The organism is Microbacterium sp. NPDC089321, assembly GCF_040684935.1.
Lineage (GTDB): Bacteria > Actinomycetota > Actinomycetes > Actinomycetales > Microbacteriaceae > Microbacterium.
Map to the genome: position 1 here is coordinate 1,612,314 of NZ_JBFBGX010000001.1, position 21,567 is coordinate 1,633,880.

Here is a 21,567-nt window from a genome sequence, read left to right on the forward strand (position 1 = left end):
TCTGCACGGCAGGCTGTGCGGCCGTGCGGCGCGCACCCGGAAACTGTGCGGCAGCGTTGCGAGCTGTCCGGCCCGCTCTCCTCACGCTAGCAACAGGCCGTGGCAAGTCAAATGCGTCGCTGCGCCAGGCGTCGGATGCCCTGCACGCGGGCGCGTGCGACGCGTACGCTCGATGGCATGACCAGGGCTCTTCTCATCGTCGACGTGCAGAACGACTTCACCGAGGGCGGCGCGCTCGCCGTCTCGGGCGGCGATGCCGTGGCGTCGGGCGTGTCGGCGCTTCTCGCGGAGCGCGCCGCGGACTACGGGGTGATCCTCGCGTCACGCGACTGGCACGACAGCGACAGCGACAACGGCGGGCACATCTCGCCGCAGCCCGATTACGTCGACACGTGGCCCGTGCACTGCGTGGCCGGAACGAGCGGTGCCGACTACGACCCGCTGCTCGACACGGCCGCGATCACCCACCACGTGCGCAAGGGGCAGGGCATCCCGGCCTACTCGATGTTCGAGGGGGTCACCGAGAGCGGTGAGCGCACGGCCGAGATCCTCGCCGCCCACGGCGTTACCGAGGCCGACGTCGTCGGCATCGCGACCGACCACTGCGTGCGCGCCTCGGCTCTCGACGCGATCGACCACGGCATCCGGGCGCGGATCCTCACCGATCTCATCGCCGGCGTCGCGCCGGGGCCGAGCGAGGCGGCGCTGGCTGAGCTCGCGCACGCAGGCGCCGAGCTGGGCACCGCGCGCCGATGAGCGACCGCTGCGCGCTCCTGCTCCGCGCGGTGAACGTCTCGGGCGCGAACCGTGTGCCCATGGCCGAGCTCCGGGCGCTGCTGACCGCGCGCAGCGGGCTGCAGAACGTGTCGACGTACATCGCCAGCGGGAACGTCATCTGCGATGCGCCGGACGACCTCGAGGCGGCGCGCGCGGGCGTGCGAGCCCTCATCGCCGACGAGTTCGGCGTCGACACCCCGGTGATCGCACGCACGCACGCTGAGCTGGCCAGGGCCGAGCACGACGACCCGTTCCCCGACGCGGCGCTCGACAAGATGGTCCACGCGATGTTCCTCGAAGCGGACCCGGCGCCCGAGGCAGTGGAGCAGCTCACACCCCGTCTGCAGCCGGGCGAGCGCATCGCCCTCGTCGGCCGCGAACTGTGGATCGACCACGGGCAGGGCGGCGTCGCGAGCACCAGGCTCACCCGTCCCGTGCTGGATCGGGCTCTCGGCACGCCGGCCACCGGTCGCAACCGCAACACGGTGCGCCGACTCGTGCAGCTGACCGCACCCGCCTGACCGGGTGCGCGCACGCACAAGGGGCCGGGGGCGACGACGCCGGCCCCGGCCCTGAGAGCTGCGGATCAGTCGTCGATGTCGACGCGCACGATGCCCAGGTCGGCGTCGAGCTCGACCTCGGCGTCGCCGCGGGCGCCCGTACGCAGCTCGACCTCGTAGACCGCCTCGGAGCTGCTGGTCGACAGCGAGTGGAAGGCCGTCTCGGCGGCCCCTGCGTCGGTCGCGGCCGACTGCGCGGCGGAGAGGATGTCGCCGAGCTGCGCCAGATCGATCAGCGGGTCGTCGTCGTCGTCGGCGTCGTCGTTCCCGCGCTCGCGCACCGTGCCATCGGGCGTCACGAAAAGGTCCCGCTCGGACCCGTCGGCGAGCCGGGCGTCGATGTCGTAGCCGCCGCGCTCGATCTCGATCGAGGTGATGCCCTCGGCCGATGCGTGTGCGATCGCCGCCTCTGCCGCTGCGCGCAGCGCGGCGGCATCGGCAGGAGCGGATGCGCCCGCGCTGTCGTCTCCGTAGCGGTCATCGTCGCGGTCGCCGCCGTGGTCGTCGCCCGGCTCGCCGTGGCCGGGCTGTCCGCCGCGAGCGTCGCCGCCCGGAGCAGCCGGAGCGTGCATGCGGGGCCGGTCGTCGTCGTCATCGTCGCCCACCGCGTTGCCGATCGCGAACGCGCCGCCGCCGAAGGCGAGCAGGGCGACGCCGGCGCCCACGCCGATCAGGGTGTTGCGGGTGCGCCGGCTGCGCCGGCCTGCGTCGGTCGTGGGCGAGGCGGACGCAGCGGATGCGGTCGGTGCAGCGGCGGGAGCGGATGCCTCATCGAGACGCTCGGTAGGAGTCTCGGCGCCCGTGCTCTCGGCGTGCGTGCCGTCGGCCTGCGCGGCGTCGTCGCGGCGGTCGCGGTCGTCGGAGGGGGCGGGGGTCTTCTCGTCGTTGTCCATGTCTCCACTCTGCTGCGCAGGGGGTGAAGGGCTCCTGAAGCCGCCTGAAGACCTCTTCAGGCTTCGGCTGCGCGGGGGAGCGACAGGGTCATCAGGGCGCCGCCCGATGCGCCGTCGGATGCCGTGATCGTGCCGCCGTGCGCGAGTGCGATCTCTCGGACGATCGCCAGTCCGAGGCCGCTGCCACCGGCATCCCGCGCTCTCGCCTCGTCGAGGCGGACGAAGCGGTCGAAGATGTGCTCCCGCTGCTCGGCCGGGATGCCCGAGCCGTCGTCCTCGACCTGCAGAATCACACGGTCGTCGCGCTCGTAGACGCGGACGATCACCTGCCGGCTGGCGTGGCGCGCGGCGTTGTCGGCGAGATTGCGCACCGCCCTGGCGAGCAGAGAGGCGCTGCCGGTGACGCGGCCAGGGCCGATGCCCCGCGCGTCCACCTCGATGCCCATGCCGCGCAGCCTCTGCACCTCGGCGAGGGCGATGTCATCGACGTCCGTCGGTGCCATGGCCGCGCCACGGCCCTCGTCGAGCCTGGCCAGCAGCAGCAGTCCCTCGACCAGTTCCTGCATGCGCTCTCCCTCGTCGAGCACGACGCGACTGAGCACGGGCAGGGAGCTCGCCTCGGGATGCGCGGCGGCGAGCTCCGCATGCTGGCGGATGGTCGCGAGGGGCGAGCGCAGCTCGTGCGAGGCGTCGCTCACGAACCGGCGCTGAGTGATCTGCGACTGCTCCAGGCGATCCAGCATCCGGTTCATGGTGTGCGCGAGCGCGCCCAGCTCGTCGTCTCGCGCGGCGTCCACCCGTCGGTCGAGGCCGGCGGCGTCGATGGCATCCACCTGCCGGCGCAGCCGCTCGACAGGAGCGAGGGCTCGAGTCGCGACGACCCACATCACCAGCCCGACGAGACCCAGCACGAGGGGCACGGCGACCGCCAGCAGCGCAGCTGACGCCGACACCGCCTCGTCGACGCCGGCGAGCGGACGCGCGACCGTCAGCGTGCCGCGGTCGGTGTGCTCGCTCGCGGCCAGGTACGGCTCGCCGTCGACCTCGATGCGCTGCACGCTGCCGTCGTCCAGGGCGGGCAGGGCCCGGGCATCCTCGTCGTTGATCTGATCCGGTGCGGGCGCGGGAGCCGGGCGATCGTCGTCATCGTCGTGGTCGTCATCGTCGTGATCGTCACCCGCACCCTGCAGTCGTACGAGCACGTCGTCGTCGATGGCATCCACCCGTCCCGGACCGCGATCGAGCTGCGTCGAGATCGTGTCGACATCCTGCTGCACGGCGGCAGAGACGCTGTCGGTCAGAGTGGCGCGCAGCACCTGCACCGCAGCGAAAGACCCCGCGATCAGGGCGACGGCCACGACCAGCAGCGCGCCGATGGTCAGGCGCGAGCGGATGGAGCGGAGCGGCGACGTCATGCTCAGGCATCCCTCCCGACCAGGCGATAGCCGGCTCCGCGCACGGTCTGGATGCTGTCTCTGCCGAAGGGGCGGTCGACCTTCGAGCGCAGGTGCCCGATGTACACCTCGACGATGTTCGCATCGCCGTCGAAGTCGGCGCCCCACACGTTGGCGATGATCTCGGCCTTGGTGACGACCTCGTCGCGGCGGCGAAGCAGGAAGTCGAGCACCGCCAGCTCTCTGGCGGTGAGGGTGACCTCTGTGTCGCCGCGGAACACGCGGCGGGCCGCGGGGTCGAGCCGCAGGTCGCCTGCTTCGAGCACGGCGGGGCGCTCTCTGACGCCGCGCCTGACGAGGGCGCGCAGGCGGGCGACGAGCACGGGGTACGAGAACGGCTTGGTGAGCCAGTCGTCGGCGCCGGTGTCGAGGCCCTCGACCTCGTCCCACTCGCCGTCCTTCGCCGTGAGGAACAGAACGGGCGTCCAGTCGCCCTCGGTGCGCAGCGCGTGGCAGACGCGGTAGCCGCTCATGCCGGGCATCATGACGTCGAGCACGATCGCGTCGTAATCGTGGTCGCGTGCCCGGGCGAGGCCGTCGACGCCGTTGTGAGCGACGTCGACGACCATGCCCTCGGCCTCGAGTCCGCGCCGGATGCCGTCGGCGAGGCGGACTTCATCGTCGACGAGCAGGATCCGCATGGTGACAGTCTGTCGGCTGGATCCTGAAGCGCAACTGAAGCGCGGCTGCCCGATGGGTCAGGCGTGCTGCTCGCGGTGCGCGCCCTCGGCGATCTCCTCGACGACCTTCGCGCAGAACGCGGGCAGATCGTCGGGTGTGCGGCTCGAGACCAGGCCGGCGTCGACCACGACCTCCTCGTCGACCCAGTTCGCCCCGGCGTTGCGCAGATCGGTCGTGAGGCTGGGGTAGCTGGTGAGCGTGCGCCCGTCGACGACGCCCGCCTCGATGAGGATCCAGGCGCCGTGGCAGATCACGCCGACGGGCTTGTGCTGGTCGAAGAAGGCGCGTGCGAGATCGATCGAGGCGCGGTCCATGCGCAGATGATCGGCGTTCACCACGCCGCCGGGCAGCACCAGCGCGTCGAAGTCGTCGGCCGATGCGGCGTCGGACGTGAGGTCGACCGGCTGCTCGTGACCGTTCTTGCCGGTGATGCGACCCGAATCGGGAGCCACCATGGTCGCCGTGCCGCCGGCCTCGCTCACCGCCCGCCACGGTTCGGTCAGCTCGCTGTCTTCGAAGCCGTCCATCGCGAGGAAGGCGACCTTCTTGTCGGAGATGCTCGTCATAATGCGTCCTTTCGCTGGGGGATGGGGTGGTCCCACCCTGCGACAGCGAGGTGCATCACGGCAGGGGATGGCGAGGCCGAGGAGCGCGTGATACGCGTGGGGTGAATACGCTGGAGGCATGTCCGTGCCGTCCCGTCTGCTGCCCGCGACGATCGCGGCTCCGGTCGAGCATGAGCTGGTGATCCGCAAGTCGCGCTTCCTGACGGTGGTCGCGCCGGTCGGGTCGTCCGAAGAGGCGGATGCGGTGATCGCCGCGGCGAAGAAGCGGCACTGGGACGCCAGGCACAACTGCAGCGCGCAGGTGACGGGCCTGCTCGGCGACCGGGCTCGGTCGTCCGACGACGGCGAGCCGTCGGGGACGGCGGGAGTGCCGATGCTCGAGGTGCTGCGCCGACGCGAGCTGACCGACGTCGTCGCGGTGGTCACGCGCTGGTTCGGCGGCATCAAGCTCGGTGCGGGCGGCCTGGTGCGCGCGTACTCGTCTGCGGTCTCCGAGACCCTGGATGTCGCGGCACTCGTCGACCGCAGAGTGCTGCAGCAGGTGCGGATCGCTGCGGAGCATGCCGACGCCGGCCGGTTCGACAATCTGCTGCGCGACTGGGTCTCGCGCAGCGGAGCGGTGCTCGGCGAGACCTCGTACGGGGCCGCGGCGGAGTTCGAGGTGTGGGCATCGGCCGAGGCGGTCGCGGGGCTTCAGGGCGAGGTCGCCACGTTGTCGGCAGGGGCGGTGTCCGCCGTCGCCACCGGCGCGGAGCGGGTCATCGACGTTCCGCGCTGACCGGGTGGGTCAGTGCGATCGGGAGAAGATCCCGCGGTGCGCGCAGATCGACCCGTCGCGTACCGCAGGCGGCGCACCGCACGTACACGACCTCGCCCTCCGACGTGCGATGAGCGGATTCGGTGACCCACCCGTGCTCGTGCACGGGAGCGATCGTCGGCAGGGGGAGCGTGCGGGGTGCGGTCATGTCTCCACGATGATGTAATGCTCTTATGCATCTCAACCCTTACGGAGAGTATGCGGTGCTGCTGGCCGCATCGCTCGCCGACGACTGGCCGGCCGACCGGGCCGGCATCGAGCGGCGCACGAGGGACTTCGGCATGACGATGGCCTTCGACGAGGGCGACGACGACCATGCACGCGTGCGCGCGGTCGTCGATGCGTGGCTGGAGGTCGTCGACGCCGAGTCGCAGGCCGATCGAGCCGCGATCCTCAACGCGCAGATGGCGGCTGCCGCGGCGTACCCGCAGCTGACCGACCACGACGGCGAGGGGTGGCACCTGCACTACCGCGACTCGGTGCAGACCCTGCCCGTCGTCCTCGAGGCGGTGATCAGCGTCGGGACGGCTCTGCATCTCGCAGGGCGCGGGATGCACCGGCTGGGGCGCTGTGAGGCAGCACCCTGCAGGCGGGTGGTCGTCGACGTCACGCGCAACGGACGTCAGCGGTACTGCTCGGTGCGGTGCGCGAATCGGGATGCCGTGCGCCGGCACCGCGCGCGCGGCGCGGCCGCCGTGTGACGCCGGCTCAGCCGCGGAGCGCCGCGAGCACGGCATCCGACAGCGGCGGCCATGCCTCGACCGCCCACGGGCCGAAGTCGCGATCGGCGAGGGCCACGCAGGCCGCCTGCGCCTGCGGGTCGACCCACAGGAACGTGCCGCTCTGGCCGAAGTGGCCGAATGTCGCGGGGGAGTTCGAGGCCGACGTCCAGTGCGGCGACTTGCCGTCGCGCAGCTCGAACCCCAGGCCCCAGTCGTTCGGCCGCTGCACTCCGTAGCCGGGCAGCACGCCGTACAGGCCGGGAAACGCCGTCGTGGTGGCGAGCGACACCGTCTGCGGAGCCAGCAGCGCGGGACGCTGCAGCTCGGCGGCGAACCGGGCGAGGTCGGCGGCGGTCGACTCGGCGCCGGCGCCGGCCGACCCGTTCAGCCTCGTCGACGTCATGCCGAGCGGTGCGAACACGGCCTCGTGGATGTACGTCGCGAAGGGGATCTCAGCCCGCTTCTCGAGCGTCTGCGCCAGCACCTCGAAGCCGCGGTTCGAGTAGATGCGGCGGGTGCCGGGTTCGGCGCGCACCGTGTCGTCAGAGAAGTCGAGGCCGGAGGTGTGGGCGAGCAGGTGCCGCACGGTCGAGCCCTCGGGCCCGGCGGGGTCGTCGAGGTCGAACACGCCCTCCTCGACCGCGACGAGCGCCGCGTAGGCGGTGAGCGGCTTCGTGACGGATGCCAGCCGGTAGACGCGATCGAGGTCGCCCCGCGACCCGACGACCGAACCGTCGGCTGTGACGACCACGGCCGACGCGTTGTCGACCGGCCATGCGTCGATCCGGCTCAGAGCATCGTCGATAGCGGTCATCGGTCCTCCCGGAGGTCGTGGGGTGCGCGGCCGCGTGCGGGCGCGCGCTGTCGAATCCTCCCACACCCGTTCGCGGGCAGGCTGACCGCTGCATGCGACAATCTGCACATGAACTCGCGAGTGTCAGCAACGCCCGCGGTGCTCGCGGGCCTCGCCCTCATCCTCTTCCCGCTGCTCGGCCTCGCTGCCAAGCTCGTCTACCCGGGGTGGATGCTGGTCATCGCCATCTGGTTCGGATGGCTGCTGCTGCCCGGGTACATCATCCAGATCGTGGTCGCCGCCAACGGCCTTCTGCGCAGCAACGGGGTGCTGCGCCGTGCACGGGGAGCGTGGCGCACGATCACGGCGGCGTGGGTCACCTCGGTCGGGATCCTCGGTGTCGGCCTCTTCCTGATCGACGGCGGCGACGACGGGAACTCGGAGTCGGCCATGACCGTGCTGCTCGGCATGACGGACTCGCCCGAGGCCAAGGATCTCTCGATGATCCTCGGCCTGATCTTCGGCTTGCTCTGGCTCGCCGGCTGGGCGTACCTCGTGATCGAGTGGATCGTCCAGCTGGTGCTGGGGAGGAACGCTCGGAGGGCGGCGAAGGCCGCCTGACGGCGTCGTACGGTGGGCCCCGTGGGGCTCGAACCCACGACCCGCGGATTAAAAGTCCGATGCTCTGCCAACTGAGCTAGAGGCCCGTACCTCGATTCTAGAGGCCGCTCGATCCCGGTTCCGACCGCGCACCGCCCGACGCATGAGGAAGCGCCCGTCGACTCTCTTCGACGGGCGCTTCCGGATAGGAGGGCGGTCCCCACCTTCCTCCCGCGCGTTCGGCGATGACGGCTCCTCACGTCATCGCCGCGCGGCGACCCGGGTCACTCAGCCCCGGCCGCTTGTTCTCGGATCACTGTGCCGGCGGCATCAGCACCGAGTCGATGAGGTAGACCGTGGCGTTGGCGGTCTGCACGCCACCGCAGATGACGTTGGCGTCGTTGACCATCCACTCGTCGCCCGAGCCGGTGACCTCGAGCTCGGCGCCCTGCACGGTCTTGTGCATGCCCTCGATGTCGGCCGGCGCGATCTGGCCGGGCACCACGTGGTACGTCAGGATCGACGTCAGCGTGTCGGCGTCGGTCTTCAGACCCTCGATCGTCGCTGCGTCGATCTTGGCGAAGGCGTCATCGACCGGAGCGAAGACGGTGAACTCGTCGCCGTTGAGCGTGTCGACCAGGTTCACATCGGGGTTCAGCTGACCGCTGACGGCGGAGACGAGCGTCTTCAGCAGCGGGTTGTTCGAGGCGGCCACGGCGACCGGGTCCTCCGACATGCCCTGGATCGAGCCGTCGCCGTCGGGCACCTGCTCGGCGTACGCCTCGCAGCCGGGGCCGACGAGGTTCGCGGCCGGATCCATCATCTCGGGCGTCGCCTCTTCGCTCTTCGACGTCTCGGGTGCCTTGGGCTCAGACGACTCCATGTTCGAGTCGCCTCCCATCGAGCAGCCTGACAGGACGAGGGCGCCGACGAACCCGAGCGAGAGAGCGGCGGTGATCTTCTTCTTGGTGCTGAGCATTTCAACCTCCGGGGTTCCTGGCCGCGGACCTCCCGCGGCGTCGACGGTTGTTCGGAACCCCTGCGGAATCGGATGGGAACCAATCCGATCCGATTTCCGGAATCGAATCACGGGCAGAGCTGACCCTGACGATCGGGCCGGGCGTGAAGGCCTACCCGTTCACCTTCGGGTGTCGGAGTGGCGCGATCCGAGGAGAGGAGGGATGAGGCATGCTTGTCGAGATGGTGATCGATGGCGTCGAGGTGCTCGAGGACGGGTCGTCCGGCGATCTCGCCGCCGACCTCCTCCTCCGTGTCGCCGACGGCGACCAACGGGCCTTCGCCGATCTCTACGACCTGCTCTCCTCGCGCGTCTTCGCGCTGATCCTCAAGGTCGTCGTCAACCGCTCGCAGAGCGAAGAGGTGCTGCAGGAGGTCTTCCTCGAGATCTGGCAATCCGCTTCGCGGTTCGCTCCGAACAGAGGTCAGGGACGATCCTGGGTCTTCACGATCGCACACCGCCGGGCCGTGGACCGGGTGCGCTCGTCGCAGTCGAGCACCGACCGGGACATGCGGATCGGGGTTCGCGACCTCGGCGGAGAACGGGATGTGGTGCAGGAGGCTGTCGAGTCGAAGCTGGAGGGGGAGCGGGTGGTCACTGCCCTCGCCGCCCTTCCCGAGGCGCAGCAGGAAGCGCTCGTCCTGGCCTACTACGGCGGCTACAGCCAGAGCGAGATCTCGGCACTCACGGGAGTGCCGCTGGGAACGATCAAGACGAGAATGCGGGACGGACTGACGCGGTTGCGCGGAGAGATGGGGGTGTCAGCATGAACGAGCGGGAATTCGCGGAGCTTGCGGCAGGCCGCGCTCTCGGTGCACTGTCGGATGCCGACGAGCGGCGCTTCACGGAGGCGCTCGCCCAGCATCCCGAGTGGCAGGCCATCGCCGACGACGACCACGACACCGTGGCCGACCTCGCCGACAGTCTCACCCCGGTCTCTCCGCCGCCGGCGCTGCGCGCCGAGCTGCTGAGCCGGATCTCGACGCTGCCGCAGGTCGACGACGCGGACGATGCCCGTCCAGGCGCCGAGAAGGAGGCGGATGCGGCCGCTGCGTCGGATGCCCCTGTCGTGCCGGATGCCGTTGACCGTGACCTCGATGCGCCGGAGCGCTCGCGTGCGCCGTGGCGACGCCGGCTGTTCGCGCTCGCCGCAGGTCTCGCTCTGATCGTCGGAGCGGGCGTCGCCACCACGACGATCATCTCGCAGCTGCAGCGCCCCGCCTCCGTGGTCGCACTCGACGAGATCCGCTCCGCGCCAGACGCCGAGCAGGCCGAGGTGCGGCTCGACTCCGGTGCGACCGCGACCGCGCACTGGTCGGGCGAGGTCGGAAAGGCCGTGCTCGTGGCATCCGGTCTCGACGATCTCGGTGCCGACAAGAGCTACGAGCTGTGGTTCGTGCGCGGCGATCAGCCGATCGCCGCCGGGGTCTTCGACGCCGACGACGGCAAGGCGACCGCCCTGCTCGAGCAGCCCATGCATGCGGGCGACGTCATCGCCGTCACGATCGAGCAGGCCGGCGGCTCGCCGTCGGGCTCGCCGACGACCGATCCGATCATCGTCATCCCCACGGCCTGACGCGTCCCGCGCGGGCGTACCCTTGACGGATGCCCGAGCAGTTCCATCGTCCCGTCCGCAGGCCGCCCACGGCGTTCGACAACATCGTGGGCGACGCCGATCCCGCCGAGCAGTCGCGTGTCGCCCACGCCACGGCATCCGCCCTGCTCGAGCGGGCGCGCAGCGACGAATCGGGTGCCGTCACCGAGCGGCTGCTGGCCTTCGCGTCCGAGCACGGCATCGATGAGATCGCCGAGCTGTGGTCGCACGCGCCGGCCCGGTCGCTGCCCGGCGCCCTGTGGCGCCTGTACCTGCTGCAGATCGCGATCCGCTCCGACGCGCAGCTCACGGCCCTGCTGTACGAACGCGGACGCGTCGAACTGCACACCGCGGATGCGGCCATCGCCGGAGCGCCCGCACCCGCCGAACCAGGTGAGCTGGTCGACCTCGTCGACGCCATTCTGCGCGGAGTGTTCCGGGGCGACTTCTCCGTGGCGCTCGAGCGCGCAGCCGCGTACTGCCGGGTGCAGGCATCCGGAGCCACGCACACCGCCGACGACTACGAGCAGACCGAGCCGCAGCGGGCCAGCGAGCTCACCCGCCGTGCTCTTCGCCTCTCCACATATGCCGAGGATCTCTCCGCGTCCGCTGCGTCCTGGCGCCGCGGCATGCTGACCTGACACACGTTGGTCCTGGGAGCCCCGTCGCGGGGCCGAGTCGGAGTTCTCGGACGTTCCGGCCGCGGGGCGGCGTGGCGTGCAGGGACGCGCCGTGGGCGGTGCGGATGGTCCGGCACTTCCGGCACGGGATTGCGGATGCCCGGCGCGGAGCGGGCATGAAAAAAGCCGGACCGCAAGAACGCCTCTCGGCGGAAGGCCGCTCGCAGCGGCGAATATTGGAGCCCGGGGTTATGCGGCCCGGCCGATCAAGTGTAACGCGTCCTCGGCTGGGGTATTCCCCGCCGTCCTAAGCTGTGCACATGGCTCAGCGCTTCGCCCTCATGATCGCCCCCGCCGACGTCGCCGACGACCGCGCAGACTTCAGCAGCACCTTCACCGAGATGGATGTCGCCGCGCCCGCGCTCAGCGTGGGTGAGCTCAGCACCCAGCGCGGCGATGGCGTGTTCGAGTCGATCGGCGTGATCGACGGGCACGCGAACGAGGTCGAGGCGCACGTGCAGCGGCTCGCGCACTCGGCGCGGCTGTGCGACCTGCCGGCCCCGAATCTCGCGCAGTGGCGGCAGGCGATCGAGGCCGTCGCCGCGCACGCTCCAGCGGGAGAGGCGGTCATCAAGCTGATCCTCAGCCGCGGAGTCGAGCACGGCCCGGCGCCGACGGCCTGGGCGACCGTCGCGGCGGCTCCGGACTTCAGCGCCGTGCGACGCGATGGCGTGAAGGTCGTCACGCTCGACCGTGGCTATGACCTCGGCGCGGCGGAGCGGGCGCCGTGGCTGCTGCTCGGCGCGAAGACCCTCTCATACGCGGTGAACATGGCTGCGCTGCGCGAGGCGAAGCGACGCGGCGCCGACGACGCGATCTTCGTCACCCGCGACGGGTATGTGCTCGAGGCGCCAACGGCATCGCTGATCCTCCGCTCGGGCGACGAGTTCCTCACACCGGCCCCCGGCGGCGGCATCCTGCACGGCACGACCCAGCTCAGCGTCTTCGAGCACCTGGAGAGCCGCGGTTTCACCACGCGTTACGAGACCCTGACGGCGACCGACCTGACCAGAGCCGACTCGGCCTGGCTCGTCTCGAGCATCCGCCTCGCCGCGCCCATCACCGCCGTCGACGGCGCGCCCCTGGCATCCGACCTCGAACTCACCGCCGAACTCAACGAATTCCTGCTCTCCCCGCGCTGATCTCCGTCGGAAGTCTCAGACCATGCGCGCTCGAGGCGGCGCGTCGCGCGTCGCCACGCCGGGACCGGACCGGATGATCCGCTGATTCCGACGGCGGATGCCGGAGCGGGCGTCCGCAGGTGAGCGCGCGCCTCGATCTTCGCGATGATGGCGGCTTCGACCCGGCACCAGTCGTGCACGATCAGGGCGTAGTCGAACCGCAGCGTCTCGTAGCCGAGGGCGGCGGCGGCCGCATCCCGCAGCAGGTCCTTGTGACGCTGCTGCTCGCGCTCGTGGTTCTCCCGGCCGTCGCATTCGATCAGCAGGCGATCTCCGATCAGGATGTCGACCTCGCCGACGCCCCGGATGCTGAACTGCGTCCGCACGGAGACACCGAGCAGGTGAAGGCGCAGCCGCACGAGCGATTCGAGCCCGCTGTCCGCATCCGAGCGGGCGATATCGAGCATCCATCGCATGCGGACGGGAAGATGCCGCCAGAGCCAGGCGATGCCGGCCGGCGAGATCTTCGACAGGCGGAGCGCCGACTCGTACGCGGCGAAGAAGGCCTCTTCGCTCTCGCACTGCGACATCTGCAGAAGCACGTTGTGCACCGGAGGCAGCTCGCCGATGACCGCGACGCCCTCGTCCCAGTGCACTCGGCATGCCGCAGAGCCTCCGGCCGTCGCCGACACCGCGCATGACCCGTGCGGAGTGCCGCCATCGCCCATCCAGACATGGTCGGCGGCGCCATCGAGCACCCAGAGCCCGTGCAGCCGAGCGGCTTCAGCGCATCCGGGAACCCCGCCGTGCGCGGTGGCGTGACGGAACACCGCGGGAACGTCGGGCAGCGCGTAGACCCCCTGTCTCAGGCGCACCACCTCGCCGGCGCGCACGGCGCGGGTGAGCTCCCGCTCGCGCACGCCGAGCGCTGCGAGATCGGCGGTGCGGGCCACGGGGCCTCGCCTCATCAGTGCGCTGCGTGCGAGCATCCATCGACGATGCCCGACCCACCGCCCGCTCGATCAGCCTGACCCCGGCCGCTGTGCACAAGTCGGTCGAGGGCCGGGATGTGCAGAGAGGCGAGCCCGTCGGAAACACCGGACGGAATGTGAAAGAACCGGCGCGTCCCAGAGGGACACGCCGGTTCGAGATCAGATGGTCCGAGAACTCCGACGGACCAGCCCCGACGGAGAAGCCCAGCCCAGACGGACCAGCCCGGACTTACCCGAAGCGACCCGACACGTAGTCCTCCGTGGCCTGCACCGACGGCGTGGTGAAGATCGTCGAGGTGTCGTCGAACTCGATGAGCTTGCCCGGCTTGCCCGTGCCGGCGATGTTGAAGAACGCGGTCTTGTCGCTCACCCGCGACGCCTGCTGCATGTTGTGCGTCACGATCACGATCGTGTACTCGTTCTTGAGGTCCTGGATGAGCTCCTCGATCGCGAACGTCGAGATCGGGTCGAGCGCCGAGCAGGGCTCGTCCATCAACAGCACCTCGGGCGACACGGCGATCGCGCGCGCGATGCACAGACGCTGCTGCTGACCACCCGACAGCCCAGAGCCGGGCTTGTCGAGGCGATCCTTGACCTCGTTCCAGAGGTTCGCGCCCATCAGCGACCTCTCGACGAGGGCATCCTGATCGCTCTTCGACATCTTGCTGTTGTTGAGCTTCACGCCCGCCAGCACGTTCTCCTTGATCGACATCGTCGGGAAGGGGTTGGGGCGCTGGAAGACCATGCCGACCTGGCGGCGCACGAGAACGGGGTCGACGCCCGCGCCGTACAGGTCCATGCCGTCGAGCAGCACCTCGCCCTCGACGCGCGCGCCGGGGATGACCTCGTGCATGCGGTTGAGCGTGCGCAGGAAAGTGGACTTGCCGCAGCCGGACGGCCCGATGAAGGCGGTGACGCTGCGCGGCTGGATCTCGAGGGAGACGCCCTCGACGGCGAGGAAGTCGCCGTAGTAGACGTTGAGGTCGTTGACTTCGATGCTCTTGGACATATCGGGTTCCTTCGGGTTCGGGTGCGACTCAGCGGCCGGCGGGCTTCGGGGCGAACAGCTTCGCGATCAGACGCGCGAGCAGGTTCAGCAGCATGACGATGAGGATCAGGGTGAGCGCGCCGGCCCAGGCGCGGGCGACCGAGGCGTCCGCCGCGGTTCCCTGGTTCATGTAGGAGTTGTAGACGAACACCGGCAGGGTCATCATCTGACTGTTCACGAGGTTCGTGTTGAGGCTGGCGGTGAAGCCGGCGGTGAGCAGCAGCGGGGCAGTCTCGCCGATCACGCGCGAGATGGCCAGCATGACCGAGGTCGTGATGCCGGCGATCGAGGTCGGCAGCACGATCTTCAGGATGGTCAGCCACTTGGGCACGCCCAGCGCGTACGACGCCTCGCGCAGCTCGTTCGGAACGATGCGCAGCAGCTCCTCGCTGCCTCGCACGACGACGGGCACCATGAGCACCGCGAGAGCCAGGGCGCCCATCAGTCCCATCGAGATGCCGGGCCGCACGAGCAGGGCGAAGACGGAGTAGATGAACAGGCCGGCGACGATCGACGGGATGCCCGTCATCACGTCGACGAGGAAGGTGATGCCCTTGGCGATGCGGCCTCGGCCGTACTCGACCAGGTAGATCGACGTCATGAGGCCGACCGGAACGGCGATCAGCGTCGCGGTGAGGGTGACGAGCACGGTTCCCCAGATCGCGTGCACGATGCCGCCGCCCTCGCCGACGATGTTGCGCATCGAGTAGCTGAAGAATTCGGCGTCGAAACGGCCGATGCCGTTCGCGACGACCGTCCACAGCAGCGAGATGAGCGGCAGCAGTGCGACGACGAACGCCGCGGTGACGAGCGCCGTCATCAGGCGGTCGACGGCCTTGCGGCGGCTCTCGGCGATCGACGAGACGACCGTGATGAGCACCATGTAGATCAGCACGCCCACGATGACGGCGCCGGCGATGTTGAAGTCGGCGGGGTCGCCGCCGATGGCCGCGAGGGCGAAGACGGTGAACGAGATGGCGAGGGATGCCCCGAGCAGGGCCCACGGAGCCCACGAGGCGAGACGGCCCGCGGTCAGCGAGGTCGAGGCGGGTGCGGCGGTGAGCGTTGTCATGTCAGTTCGCTCCAGAGAACTCGGCGCGACGGGCCACGATCCAGCGGGCGAGCGCGTTGACCGCGAAGGTCACGACGAACAGCACCAGACCGGTGGCGATGAGGGTGTTCACACCGGTGTCGTGCGCCTCGGGGAAGGAGAGGGCGATGTTCGCGGGGATCGGGGTGGGGTTGGTGGCGGTGAGCACCAGGAAGCTGTAGACGGCGGCGGGGGAGAGCACCATGGTCACGGCCATGGTCTCGCCCAGAGCGCGGCCGAGGGCGAGCATGACGGCCGACACCATGCCGCCGCGCGCGAAGGGCAGCACGGCCATGGTCACCATCTCCCAGCGGGTGGCGCCGAGCGCGAGGGCGGCCTCTTCGTGCAGCTTCGGGGTCTGCAGGAAGACCTCGCGGCAGATCGCGGTCATGATGGGGATGACCATGACCGCGAGCACCACGGCGGCGGTCATGATGGTCTTGCCCGTCGACGACACCTGACCGCCGAAGATCGGGAACCAGCCGGCGTTCTCGTTCAGCCAGGCGTAGATGGGCTGCAGAAGCGGGGCGAGCACCAGGCCGCCCCAGAGGCCGAAGACGACCGACGGCACGGCCGCGAGAAGGTCGATGATGTAGCCCAGCACCCCGGCGAGCCGACGCGGCGCGTAGTGCGAGATGAAGAGAGCGATGCCGATCGCGATCGGCGTCGCCATGAGCAGGGCGAGGAACGACGCCCAGACGGTGCCGAAGGCGAGCGGTCCGACGTACTCCCAGAACGAGCGGCCCTCGAGGATGTGGTTGTCGCTGGTGTCGGGCGCGAATGCCGGCAGGCTCTGGATGATGAGGAAGGCGGCAACCGCGGCGAGCACGACGAGGATGATGATGCCCGCGCCGAGCGCGCTGCCCGAGAACACCCGGTCGCCGAGGCGCTGCTTGGCTTTGATCGGGGCAGGCGGGGCCTGCCTGGTCGTCGTGCTCATGGTCTCCGTTTCGGGTCGAAGTGCGTATGAGGGCTGACCCTCCGATGCCCCCGCGCCGGATCGGACGCGGGGGCACCGGGTGTCAGCTGGTGGTGATGGGTCAGCCGACCTTGATCGTGTCGATCGCGGCGAGGACCTTCTCGCGCAGGCCGTCCGAGATCGGGGCGCTGCCGGCGTTGTCGGCGGCGGCCTTCTGACCGTCCTCGCTGGCGATGTACTCGAGGTACGACTTCACCAGCTCGGCCTTGTTCTCGTCCTCGTACTGCTCGCAGGCGACGAGGTAGCTGACCAGGGCGATCGGGTACGAGCCCGCGGGTGCTGCGGCGGGGTCGACGTCGAAGACGAGGTCGGCGTCTCCGCGACCCTCCTCGAGCGGCGATGCCTCGACGAGTGCGGCGGCGGCCTCAGCCGAGTACGCGATGTACTCGCCCTCGACGCCGACCTTGACCTGGCCGAGGCCCTTGGTCTGCGAGGCGTCGGCGTAGCCGATCGCGCCGTTGCCGGCCTTGATCGCCTGCACGACACCCGAGGTTCCCTGAGCGGCTTCGCCGCCCTGCAGCGGCCACACGCCGTCGGCCTCGTTGGTCCAGACGTCGGGAGCGGTCGCGTTCAGGTACGCGGTGAACGTCTCGGTGGTGCCCGAGTCGTCGGAGCGGTGCACGGGCGAGATCGCCAGGTCGGGCAGCTCGACGCCCTCGTTCTGCGAGGCGATGGCCTCGTCGTTCCAGTTGGTGATGGTGCCGGCGAAGATGCCGGCGATCGTCTTGGCGTCGAGGTTCAGCTCGTCGACGCCCTCGAGGTTGAAGGCGACGGCGACGGGCGAGATGTACAGCGGCACCTCGACGATGCCCTCGGACGAGCAGGTCTTGAAGCCGTCGGTGAGCTCCTCGAGCTTGAACGCGCGGTCCGAGCCGATGAAGTCGCTCGCGCCGGCGATGAAGTTCTCGCGGCCGGTGCCGGAGCCGGTGGGCTCGTAGTTGATGGTGACGCCGCTGTTGGCGGTCTGGAACGCGGCGACCCAGGCCTCCTGAGCGGCGCCCTGCGACGACGCGCCGGTGGCCTTCAGCGTGCCCTCGAGGTTCGAGGCCGCGGGGGCGTCGGAGTTCTCGGCGGCGGGGGCTTCGTTCGCGGCGCAGCCTGCGAGTGCGAGGGCGGCGACAGCGCCGACGGCGCTGATACGAGCGATGCGGGTGATCTTCACTGTGGATCCGTTCGATCGGGGAATGTGTATGGCCCGGTGCAGGGCACACAGTGACGTTAGGAGGGCCGGTTAACGAGACTCTCCCCGACAGGTGAACGGGAGGTGAACGAGGTGGGGACAGTCGGAGCGGATCCCGCGCCCCCACTGGTCAGATCTTGGGTTCGTGGGTCTCGATCGAGATGATCCCCGACCCTGGATTGGTGGCCGACAGATGCACCACGCTGAACGCCGCGACGTTCAGAGCGCTGGCGCTGTCGATGTACGACCCGGGCAGGGTTCCGGTGGCGAGGGCGAGTTCCGACAGGATGCCGGGGAGCACCGGCCCGTGACTGCACAGCACCGTGGCCTTGCGGGAGCGCACCCGCCGGCCGATCACCGAACGCACGTCGGCGGCATCCGCCTCCCACGCGTCCTGACTGAGCTTCGGCGTCAGCCGGGCCATCCGGCCGAGCTTCCGCTCCAAAGGAGCCACGGTCTGCGCGCAGCGCACGGCATCGCTGGTGACGATCCGCTTCACACCGAAGGCGCGCAGGGGGCCGACGATCGCCTTCGCCTGCAGCAGGCCCTTGTCGGTGAGGGGCCGCGCGGCATCCGCCTCGTGCCAGTCGGAGCGCGACACGGCCTTCGCGTGCCGCAGGGCGATGACGGGGAAGGTGTGCAGCACGCCGTCGTCGACGAGACGGATGAAGTTGTCGAGGATCTCGACGTCGACCGGGTAGCTCAGGTGCTTGCGCGCCTTCTTCAGGCTCACCCACTCGACGCCCGAGATCTCGCCGTTCGGCACGAACGACGAGGCGCGGATCGCATCGTCCGTGGCCTCAGCGGCCCAGTAGTGCACGACCTTCTGCCGCTTCGGGCGCATCCAGTACTTGCTGACGCCGATCGGGACTCCGAGCGAGACCTTGATGCCCGTCTCCTCGCGCACCTCGCGCACGGCGGTCTCGGCGAGCATCTCGCCGGGGTCGACCTTGCCCTTCGGCAGGGTCACATCGCGATACTTCGTGCGATGGATGAGCAGCACCCTGAGCTTGTCGTCGACGAGACGCCAGACCACGGCGCCGGCCGCGTACACCGCCGAGTCGCTCATCGGATCGTGCGCTTGCTGCGACGACGCCGACGAGCCTGCACGCTCGCCATCGTGAGATCCTGCAGATCGACCAGGGGTGCTCCGTCGATCTCGGCGACGCGCTTCCATTCACCGCCCTCGGCCAGATGCCATGAGTTGGTGTGCGGATCCATAGCGAGATCGAACAGCGCGTGCAGCTCCTCCAGGTGCGCCGGCTCGCTCAGCCGCACCAGTGCCTCGACGCGGCGGTCGAGGTTGCGGTGCATCATGTCGGCGCTGCCGATGTAGACGATCGGCGACCCGTCGTTGTCGAACATGAACAGCCGGGAGTGCTCGAGGTAGCGGCCAAGGATGCTGCGCACCGTGATGTTGTCGCTCACGCCGGGCAGGTCCACGCGCAGGCTGCAGATGCCGCGCACCCACACATCGACCTTCACGCCCGCCATGCTCGCGCGGTAGAGGCCGTCGATGATCTCCTCGTCGACCATCGAGTTGACCTTGATCCGGATGCGGGCGGGCTTGCCCGCCTCGGCGTTGCGGCGCTCGGCGTCGATGTGCCGCAGCAGACCCTTGCGCAGGTGGCGTGGGGCGACGAGCAGGTGCTTGAACTTCTTCTCGATCGCGTAGCCGCTGAGCTCGTTGAACAGGCGCGTGAGGTCTTTGCCCACCTGCGGGTCGGCGGTGAACAGCCCGAAGTCCTCGTAGATGCGACTCGTCTTGGGGTTGTAGTTGCCCGTGCCGATGTGCGAGTAGTGGCGCAGCACCCCGTCTTCCTCGCGGATGACCAGGGCGAGCTTGCAGTGCGTCTTCAGACCCACCAGCCCGTACACCACGTGCACGCCGGCCTTCTCGAGCTTTCGGGCCCAGACGATGTTGTTGGCCTCATCGAAGCGCGCCTTGACCTCGACGAGAGCGAGCACCTGCTTGCCGGCCTCGGCCGCATCGATCAGGGCCTGCACGACGGGGCTGTCTCCGGAGGTGCGGTACAGCGTCTGCTTGATGGCGAGCACGTGGGGGTCGCGAGCCGCCTGCTCGAGGAAGGCCTGCACGCTCGTCGCGAAGGATTCGTAGGGGTGGTGCACGAGCACGTCGGACTTGCGGATCGACTGGAAGATGTCGGTGCGCTCGTTGCTGTCGCCGGGCTGGAACGCCACGGCCGTGGTCGGCAGGTGCGGCGGGTAGCGCAGGTCGGGACGGTTGATCCGGCCCAGGTCGAACAGTCCGCGCAGGTCGAGCGGGCCGGGAAGCCGGTAGACCTCCTGGTCGGTGATGTCGAGCTCCCTGATCAGCAGGTCGAGGGTGACCTCGTCCATGTCGTCGGTGATCTCGAGCCGGATCGGGGGTCCGAAGCGGCGGCGCAGCAGCTCGGCCTCGAGCGCCTGGATGAGGTTCTCGCTCTCGTCCTCCTCGATCTCGACGTCTTCGTTGCGGGTGAGGCGGAAGGCGTGGTGGTCGAGCACCTCCATGCCGGGGAACAGGTCGCCCAGGTGGTTGGCGATGAGCTCCTCGAGGCGGATGAAGCGGGTGATCTCGCTCGTGCCGGGCACTTCGACGAAGCGGGGCAGCATGGTCGGGACCTTGAGGCGGGCGAAGTCCTGCCGGCCGGTGCGGGCGTTGCGGATGCGGATGGCGAGGTTCAGCGACAGGCCCGAGATGTACGGGAACGGGTGCGCCGGGTCGACGGCGAGCGGCATGAGCACGGGGAACACCTGCGCCTGGAAGTACTCGCCGAGGGCGTCGCGCTCGGAGTCGGTGAGATCGTCCCACTCGGTGATCTCGATCCCGGCGTCGGCGAGGGCCGGGCGCACGAGGTCGGTCCACGCGGCGGCGTGACGCAGCTGCAGGGCATGAGCGTCGCGCGAGATGTCGGCGAGCACATCGGTCGGAGCCCGGCCGACGTTGGTCGGCACGGCGAGTCCCGTCAGGATGCGTCGTTTTAGGCCTGCGACCCTGACCATGAAGAACTCGTCGAGATTGCTGGCGAAGATCGCGAGGAAGTTCGCCCGCTCGAGCTCCGGCAGCGACGGGTCCTCGGCGAGCTCGAGCACGCGCTGGTTGAACGCCAGCCAGCTCAGCTCGCGGTCGTGGTAGCGGTGGTCGGGGAGCACCGCGTCAGGGGCCTCGTGCGCGTCGAAGTCGTCGTCCTCGGCATCCCCGAGGCCGGTGTCGACAAGGGCGGGTTCCATCATGGGGTACATCTTTGCACCCGCCGGTGACGGATACGTGAACTCAGTCCGCCGGGGCCGACGGCTCGTCGTGCAGATTGAAGCGGTATCCGACGTTCCGCACGGTTCCGATGATCTGCTCGGCCTCGCCGAGCTTCGCGCGCAGCCGCCGCACGTGCACGTCCACCGTGCGCGTGCCGCCGAAGTAGTCGTAGCCCCACACGTCGCTGAGCAGCTGCTCGCGGGTGAACACGCGGGACGGGTGAGTGGCGAGGAAGTGCAGCAGCTGGAACTCCTTGTAGGTGAGATCCAGGGGACGCCCGTGCAGGCGGGCCGAGTACGACTGCTCGTCGATCGTGATGCCGGACGCCTGCACGTGGGCGGGGGCTGCGGCATCCACTCGTGCCAGCGCGAGCCGCAGGCGGGCATCCACCTCTGCCGGACCGGCCGTGCACAGCAGCACGTCGTCGAACCCCCAGTCCGCCGCGATCGCGCTCATGCCTCCCTCGGTGACCACCAGCAGCACCGGCGCTTCGGTCGCGGCGGTGCGCAGCAGCCGGCAGGCCGCGCGCGCCGCGGCCAGGTCGCCGCGCGCGTCGACGAGCACGGCATCGGTCTCGGGCAGATCGAGAAGGCGTGCCGGGTCGAGCGGGTGGCGCCGGATGCTGTGCGGCAGCAGCTCGAGCGCAGGCAGGGCCGGGTCCCCGTCGGGGGCCGAGGTGAGTGCCAGCACGAGGACCACGGCTCAATGCTAGTGGCGCGGGCGCAGCTGATGACGGGATGCCGGAT

General features: G+C 69.9%; 22 protein-coding genes, 1 tRNA gene and 1 pseudogene. 9 read left to right on the forward strand and 15 right to left on the reverse strand.

The features are described 5' to 3' along the window. The first annotated feature begins 177 nt into the window (after positions 1-177). Complete coding sequence (locus AB0N59_RS07625; RefSeq protein WP_363480945.1) at positions 178-756, forward strand: isochorismatase family protein; 579 nt, start codon at positions 178-180, stop codon at positions 754-756. After that, complete coding sequence (locus AB0N59_RS07630) at positions 753-1,298, forward strand: DUF1697 domain-containing protein (protein WP_363480948.1); 546 nt, start codon at positions 753-755, stop codon at positions 1,296-1,298. The genes AB0N59_RS07625 and AB0N59_RS07630 overlap by 4 nt, the downstream gene beginning before the upstream one ends. Before the next feature lie 65 nt (positions 1,299-1,363). Here AB0N59_RS07630 and AB0N59_RS07635 read toward each other — a convergent pair whose 3' ends face one another. The 4 genes from AB0N59_RS07635 to AB0N59_RS07650 are packed head-to-tail and all read right to left on the reverse strand — an operon-like array spanning position 1,364 to position 4,931. Then, on the reverse strand, positions 1,364-2,230 hold the full coding sequence (locus tag AB0N59_RS07635; RefSeq protein WP_363480950.1) for a hypothetical protein: 867 nt from the start codon (positions 2,228-2,230) through the stop codon (positions 1,364-1,366). A gap of 56 nt (positions 2,231-2,286) precedes the next feature. Then, positions 2,287-3,645: a HAMP domain-containing sensor histidine kinase gene (locus AB0N59_RS07640; protein WP_363480953.1), complete on the reverse strand. Its 1,359-nt coding sequence runs from the start codon at positions 3,643-3,645 to the stop codon at positions 2,287-2,289. Between the two features lie 2 nt (positions 3,646-3,647). Then, a complete protein-coding gene (locus AB0N59_RS07645; protein ID WP_363480956.1) occupies positions 3,648-4,325 on the reverse strand; it encodes a response regulator transcription factor in 678 nt (225 codons plus the stop codon). A gap of 57 nt (positions 4,326-4,382) precedes the next feature. Further along, positions 4,383-4,931 (reverse strand): type 1 glutamine amidotransferase domain-containing protein, encoded by a 549-nt coding sequence (locus AB0N59_RS07650; protein WP_363480959.1) that lies wholly within the window; start codon positions 4,929-4,931, stop codon positions 4,383-4,385. Between the two features lie 118 nt (positions 4,932-5,049). On the opposite strand from AB0N59_RS07650, the gene AB0N59_RS07655 reads away from it, so the two are divergent. Further along, positions 5,050-5,709, forward strand: a complete 660-nt coding sequence (locus tag AB0N59_RS07655; protein ID WP_363480962.1) for a YigZ family protein — start codon at positions 5,050-5,052, stop codon at positions 5,707-5,709. A gap of 212 nt (positions 5,710-5,921) precedes the next feature. Beyond that, positions 5,922-6,449: a CGNR zinc finger domain-containing protein gene (locus AB0N59_RS07660; protein WP_363480965.1), complete on the forward strand. Its 528-nt coding sequence runs from the start codon at positions 5,922-5,924 to the stop codon at positions 6,447-6,449. Positions 6,450-6,456: 7 nt separating this feature from the next. Here AB0N59_RS07660 and AB0N59_RS07665 read toward each other — a convergent pair whose 3' ends face one another. Continuing rightward, complete coding sequence (locus tag AB0N59_RS07665; RefSeq protein WP_363480968.1) at positions 6,457-7,284, reverse strand: serine hydrolase domain-containing protein; 828 nt, start codon at positions 7,282-7,284, stop codon at positions 6,457-6,459. Between the two features lie 108 nt (positions 7,285-7,392). Here AB0N59_RS07665 and AB0N59_RS07670 point away from each other — a divergent pair, with 108 nt between their 5' ends. Continuing rightward, complete coding sequence (locus tag AB0N59_RS07670; protein ID WP_363480970.1) at positions 7,393-7,884, forward strand: hypothetical protein; 492 nt, start codon at positions 7,393-7,395, stop codon at positions 7,882-7,884. Between the two features lie 13 nt (positions 7,885-7,897). Here AB0N59_RS07670 and AB0N59_RS07675 read toward each other — a convergent pair. Next, positions 7,898-7,970, reverse strand: a tRNA-Lys gene (locus AB0N59_RS07675). A gap of 206 nt (positions 7,971-8,176) precedes the next feature. After that, on the reverse strand, positions 8,177-8,842 hold the full coding sequence (locus tag AB0N59_RS07680; RefSeq protein ID WP_363480973.1) for a fasciclin domain-containing protein: 666 nt from the start codon (positions 8,840-8,842) through the stop codon (positions 8,177-8,179). Positions 8,843-9,051: 209 nt separating this feature from the next. On the opposite strand from AB0N59_RS07680, the gene sigK reads away from it, so the two are divergent. The 4 genes from sigK to AB0N59_RS07700 all read left to right on the forward strand — a co-directional run bounded on the left by sigK (position 9,052) and on the right by AB0N59_RS07700 (position 12,297). Then, entirely contained in the window at positions 9,052-9,651 is a 600-nt protein-coding gene (gene sigK, locus AB0N59_RS07685) for an ECF RNA polymerase sigma factor SigK (protein WP_363480976.1), read from the forward strand. Continuing rightward, entirely contained in the window at positions 9,648-10,457 is an 810-nt protein-coding gene (locus tag AB0N59_RS07690) for an anti-sigma factor (RefSeq protein ID WP_363480979.1), read from the forward strand. The genes sigK and AB0N59_RS07690 overlap by 4 nt, the downstream gene beginning before the upstream one ends. A gap of 29 nt (positions 10,458-10,486) precedes the next feature. Then, on the forward strand, positions 10,487-11,116 hold the full coding sequence (locus AB0N59_RS07695) for a DNA-directed RNA polymerase subunit beta (protein WP_363480982.1): 630 nt from the start codon (positions 10,487-10,489) through the stop codon (positions 11,114-11,116). A gap of 299 nt (positions 11,117-11,415) precedes the next feature. Then, the gene (locus AB0N59_RS07700; RefSeq protein ID WP_363480985.1) at positions 11,416-12,297 is read left to right on the forward strand and encodes an aminodeoxychorismate lyase; all 882 of its coding nucleotides are present in this window, start codon (positions 11,416-11,418) and stop codon (positions 12,295-12,297) included. 146 nt (positions 12,298-12,443) lie between these two features. Here AB0N59_RS07700 and AB0N59_RS07705 read toward each other — a convergent pair. The 8 genes and pseudogenes from AB0N59_RS07705 to AB0N59_RS07740 form a co-directional block, all read right to left on the reverse strand. Beyond that, positions 12,444-13,265, reverse strand: a pseudogene (locus tag AB0N59_RS07705) (type IV toxin-antitoxin system AbiEi family antitoxin domain-containing protein); the annotation flags it as partial. Positions 13,266-13,497: 232 nt separating this feature from the next. Then, positions 13,498-14,277 carry a phosphate ABC transporter ATP-binding protein PstB gene (gene pstB / locus AB0N59_RS07710; RefSeq protein ID WP_363480988.1) on the reverse strand — a complete coding sequence of 260 codons (780 nt, stop codon included), beginning with the start codon at positions 14,275-14,277 and terminating at the stop codon, positions 13,498-13,500. 28 nt (positions 14,278-14,305) lie between these two features. Further along, positions 14,306-15,388 carry a phosphate ABC transporter permease PstA gene (pstA, locus tag AB0N59_RS07715; protein WP_363480991.1) on the reverse strand — a complete coding sequence of 361 codons (1,083 nt, stop codon included), beginning with the start codon at positions 15,386-15,388 and terminating at the stop codon, positions 14,306-14,308. A gap of 1 nt (position 15,389) precedes the next feature. Further along, entirely contained in the window at positions 15,390-16,346 is a 957-nt protein-coding gene (gene pstC, locus AB0N59_RS07720) for a phosphate ABC transporter permease subunit PstC (RefSeq protein WP_363480994.1), read from the reverse strand. Between the two features lie 100 nt (positions 16,347-16,446). Beyond that, positions 16,447-17,547 carry a phosphate ABC transporter substrate-binding protein PstS gene (locus AB0N59_RS07725; protein WP_363480997.1) on the reverse strand — a complete coding sequence of 367 codons (1,101 nt, stop codon included), beginning with the start codon at positions 17,545-17,547 and terminating at the stop codon, positions 16,447-16,449. Positions 17,548-17,695: 148 nt separating this feature from the next. Beyond that, positions 17,696-18,634 carry an NUDIX domain-containing protein gene (locus AB0N59_RS07730; RefSeq protein WP_363481000.1) on the reverse strand — a complete coding sequence of 313 codons (939 nt, stop codon included), beginning with the start codon at positions 18,632-18,634 and terminating at the stop codon, positions 17,696-17,698. Beyond that, positions 18,631-20,802 (reverse strand): RNA degradosome polyphosphate kinase, encoded by a 2,172-nt coding sequence (locus AB0N59_RS07735; protein ID WP_363481002.1) that lies wholly within the window; start codon positions 20,800-20,802, stop codon positions 18,631-18,633. The genes AB0N59_RS07730 and AB0N59_RS07735 overlap by 4 nt, the downstream gene beginning before the upstream one ends. Positions 20,803-20,842: 40 nt before the next feature. Further along, positions 20,843-21,520: a response regulator transcription factor gene (locus AB0N59_RS07740; RefSeq protein WP_363481004.1), complete on the reverse strand. Its 678-nt coding sequence runs from the start codon at positions 21,518-21,520 to the stop codon at positions 20,843-20,845. Positions 21,521-21,567: the final 47 nt, after the last annotated feature.

Bases quoted from the DNA above. Each gene is read 5' to 3' on its own strand.
- AB0N59_RS07660 (WP_363480965.1), top strand. From the start codon at position 5,922: ATGCATCTCAACCCTTACGGAGAGTATGCGGTGCTGCTGGCCGCATCG.
- AB0N59_RS07665 (WP_363480968.1), bottom strand. From the start codon at position 7,284: ATGACCGCTATCGACGATGCTCTGAGCCGGATCGACGCATGGCCGGTC.
- AB0N59_RS07630 (WP_363480948.1), top strand. From the start codon at position 753: ATGAGCGACCGCTGCGCGCTCCTGCTCCGCGCGGTGAACGTCTCGGGC.
- AB0N59_RS07640 (WP_363480953.1), bottom strand. From the start codon at position 3,645: ATGACGTCGCCGCTCCGCTCCATCCGCTCGCGCCTGACCATCGGCGCG.
- pstB (WP_363480988.1), bottom strand. From the start codon at position 14,277: ATGTCCAAGAGCATCGAAGTCAACGACCTCAACGTCTACTACGGCGAC.
- AB0N59_RS07670 (WP_363480970.1), top strand. From the start codon at position 7,393: ATGAACTCGCGAGTGTCAGCAACGCCCGCGGTGCTCGCGGGCCTCGCC.
- AB0N59_RS07680 (WP_363480973.1), bottom strand. From the start codon at position 8,842: ATGCTCAGCACCAAGAAGAAGATCACCGCCGCTCTCTCGCTCGGGTTC.
- pstA (WP_363480991.1), bottom strand. From the start codon at position 15,388: ATGACAACGCTCACCGCCGCACCCGCCTCGACCTCGCTGACCGCGGGC.
- AB0N59_RS07695 (WP_363480982.1), top strand. From the start codon at position 10,487: ATGCCCGAGCAGTTCCATCGTCCCGTCCGCAGGCCGCCCACGGCGTTC.
- AB0N59_RS07730 (WP_363481000.1), bottom strand. From the start codon at position 18,634: ATGAGCGACTCGGCGGTGTACGCGGCCGGCGCCGTGGTCTGGCGTCTC.
- AB0N59_RS07655 (WP_363480962.1), top strand. From the start codon at position 5,050: ATGTCCGTGCCGTCCCGTCTGCTGCCCGCGACGATCGCGGCTCCGGTC.
- AB0N59_RS07645 (WP_363480956.1), bottom strand. From the start codon at position 4,325: ATGCGGATCCTGCTCGTCGACGATGAAGTCCGCCTCGCCGACGGCATC.
- AB0N59_RS07635 (WP_363480950.1), bottom strand. From the start codon at position 2,230: ATGGACAACGACGAGAAGACCCCCGCCCCCTCCGACGACCGCGACCGC.
- AB0N59_RS07700 (WP_363480985.1), top strand. From the start codon at position 11,416: ATGGCTCAGCGCTTCGCCCTCATGATCGCCCCCGCCGACGTCGCCGAC.
- AB0N59_RS07690 (WP_363480979.1), top strand. From the start codon at position 9,648: ATGAACGAGCGGGAATTCGCGGAGCTTGCGGCAGGCCGCGCTCTCGGT.
- AB0N59_RS07625 (WP_363480945.1), top strand. From the start codon at position 178: ATGACCAGGGCTCTTCTCATCGTCGACGTGCAGAACGACTTCACCGAG.
- sigK (WP_363480976.1), top strand. From the start codon at position 9,052: ATGCTTGTCGAGATGGTGATCGATGGCGTCGAGGTGCTCGAGGACGGG.
- AB0N59_RS07735 (WP_363481002.1), bottom strand. From the start codon at position 20,802: ATGATGGAACCCGCCCTTGTCGACACCGGCCTCGGGGATGCCGAGGAC.
- AB0N59_RS07650 (WP_363480959.1), bottom strand. From the start codon at position 4,931: ATGACGAGCATCTCCGACAAGAAGGTCGCCTTCCTCGCGATGGACGGC.
- pstC (WP_363480994.1), bottom strand. From the start codon at position 16,346: ATGAGCACGACGACCAGGCAGGCCCCGCCTGCCCCGATCAAAGCCAAG.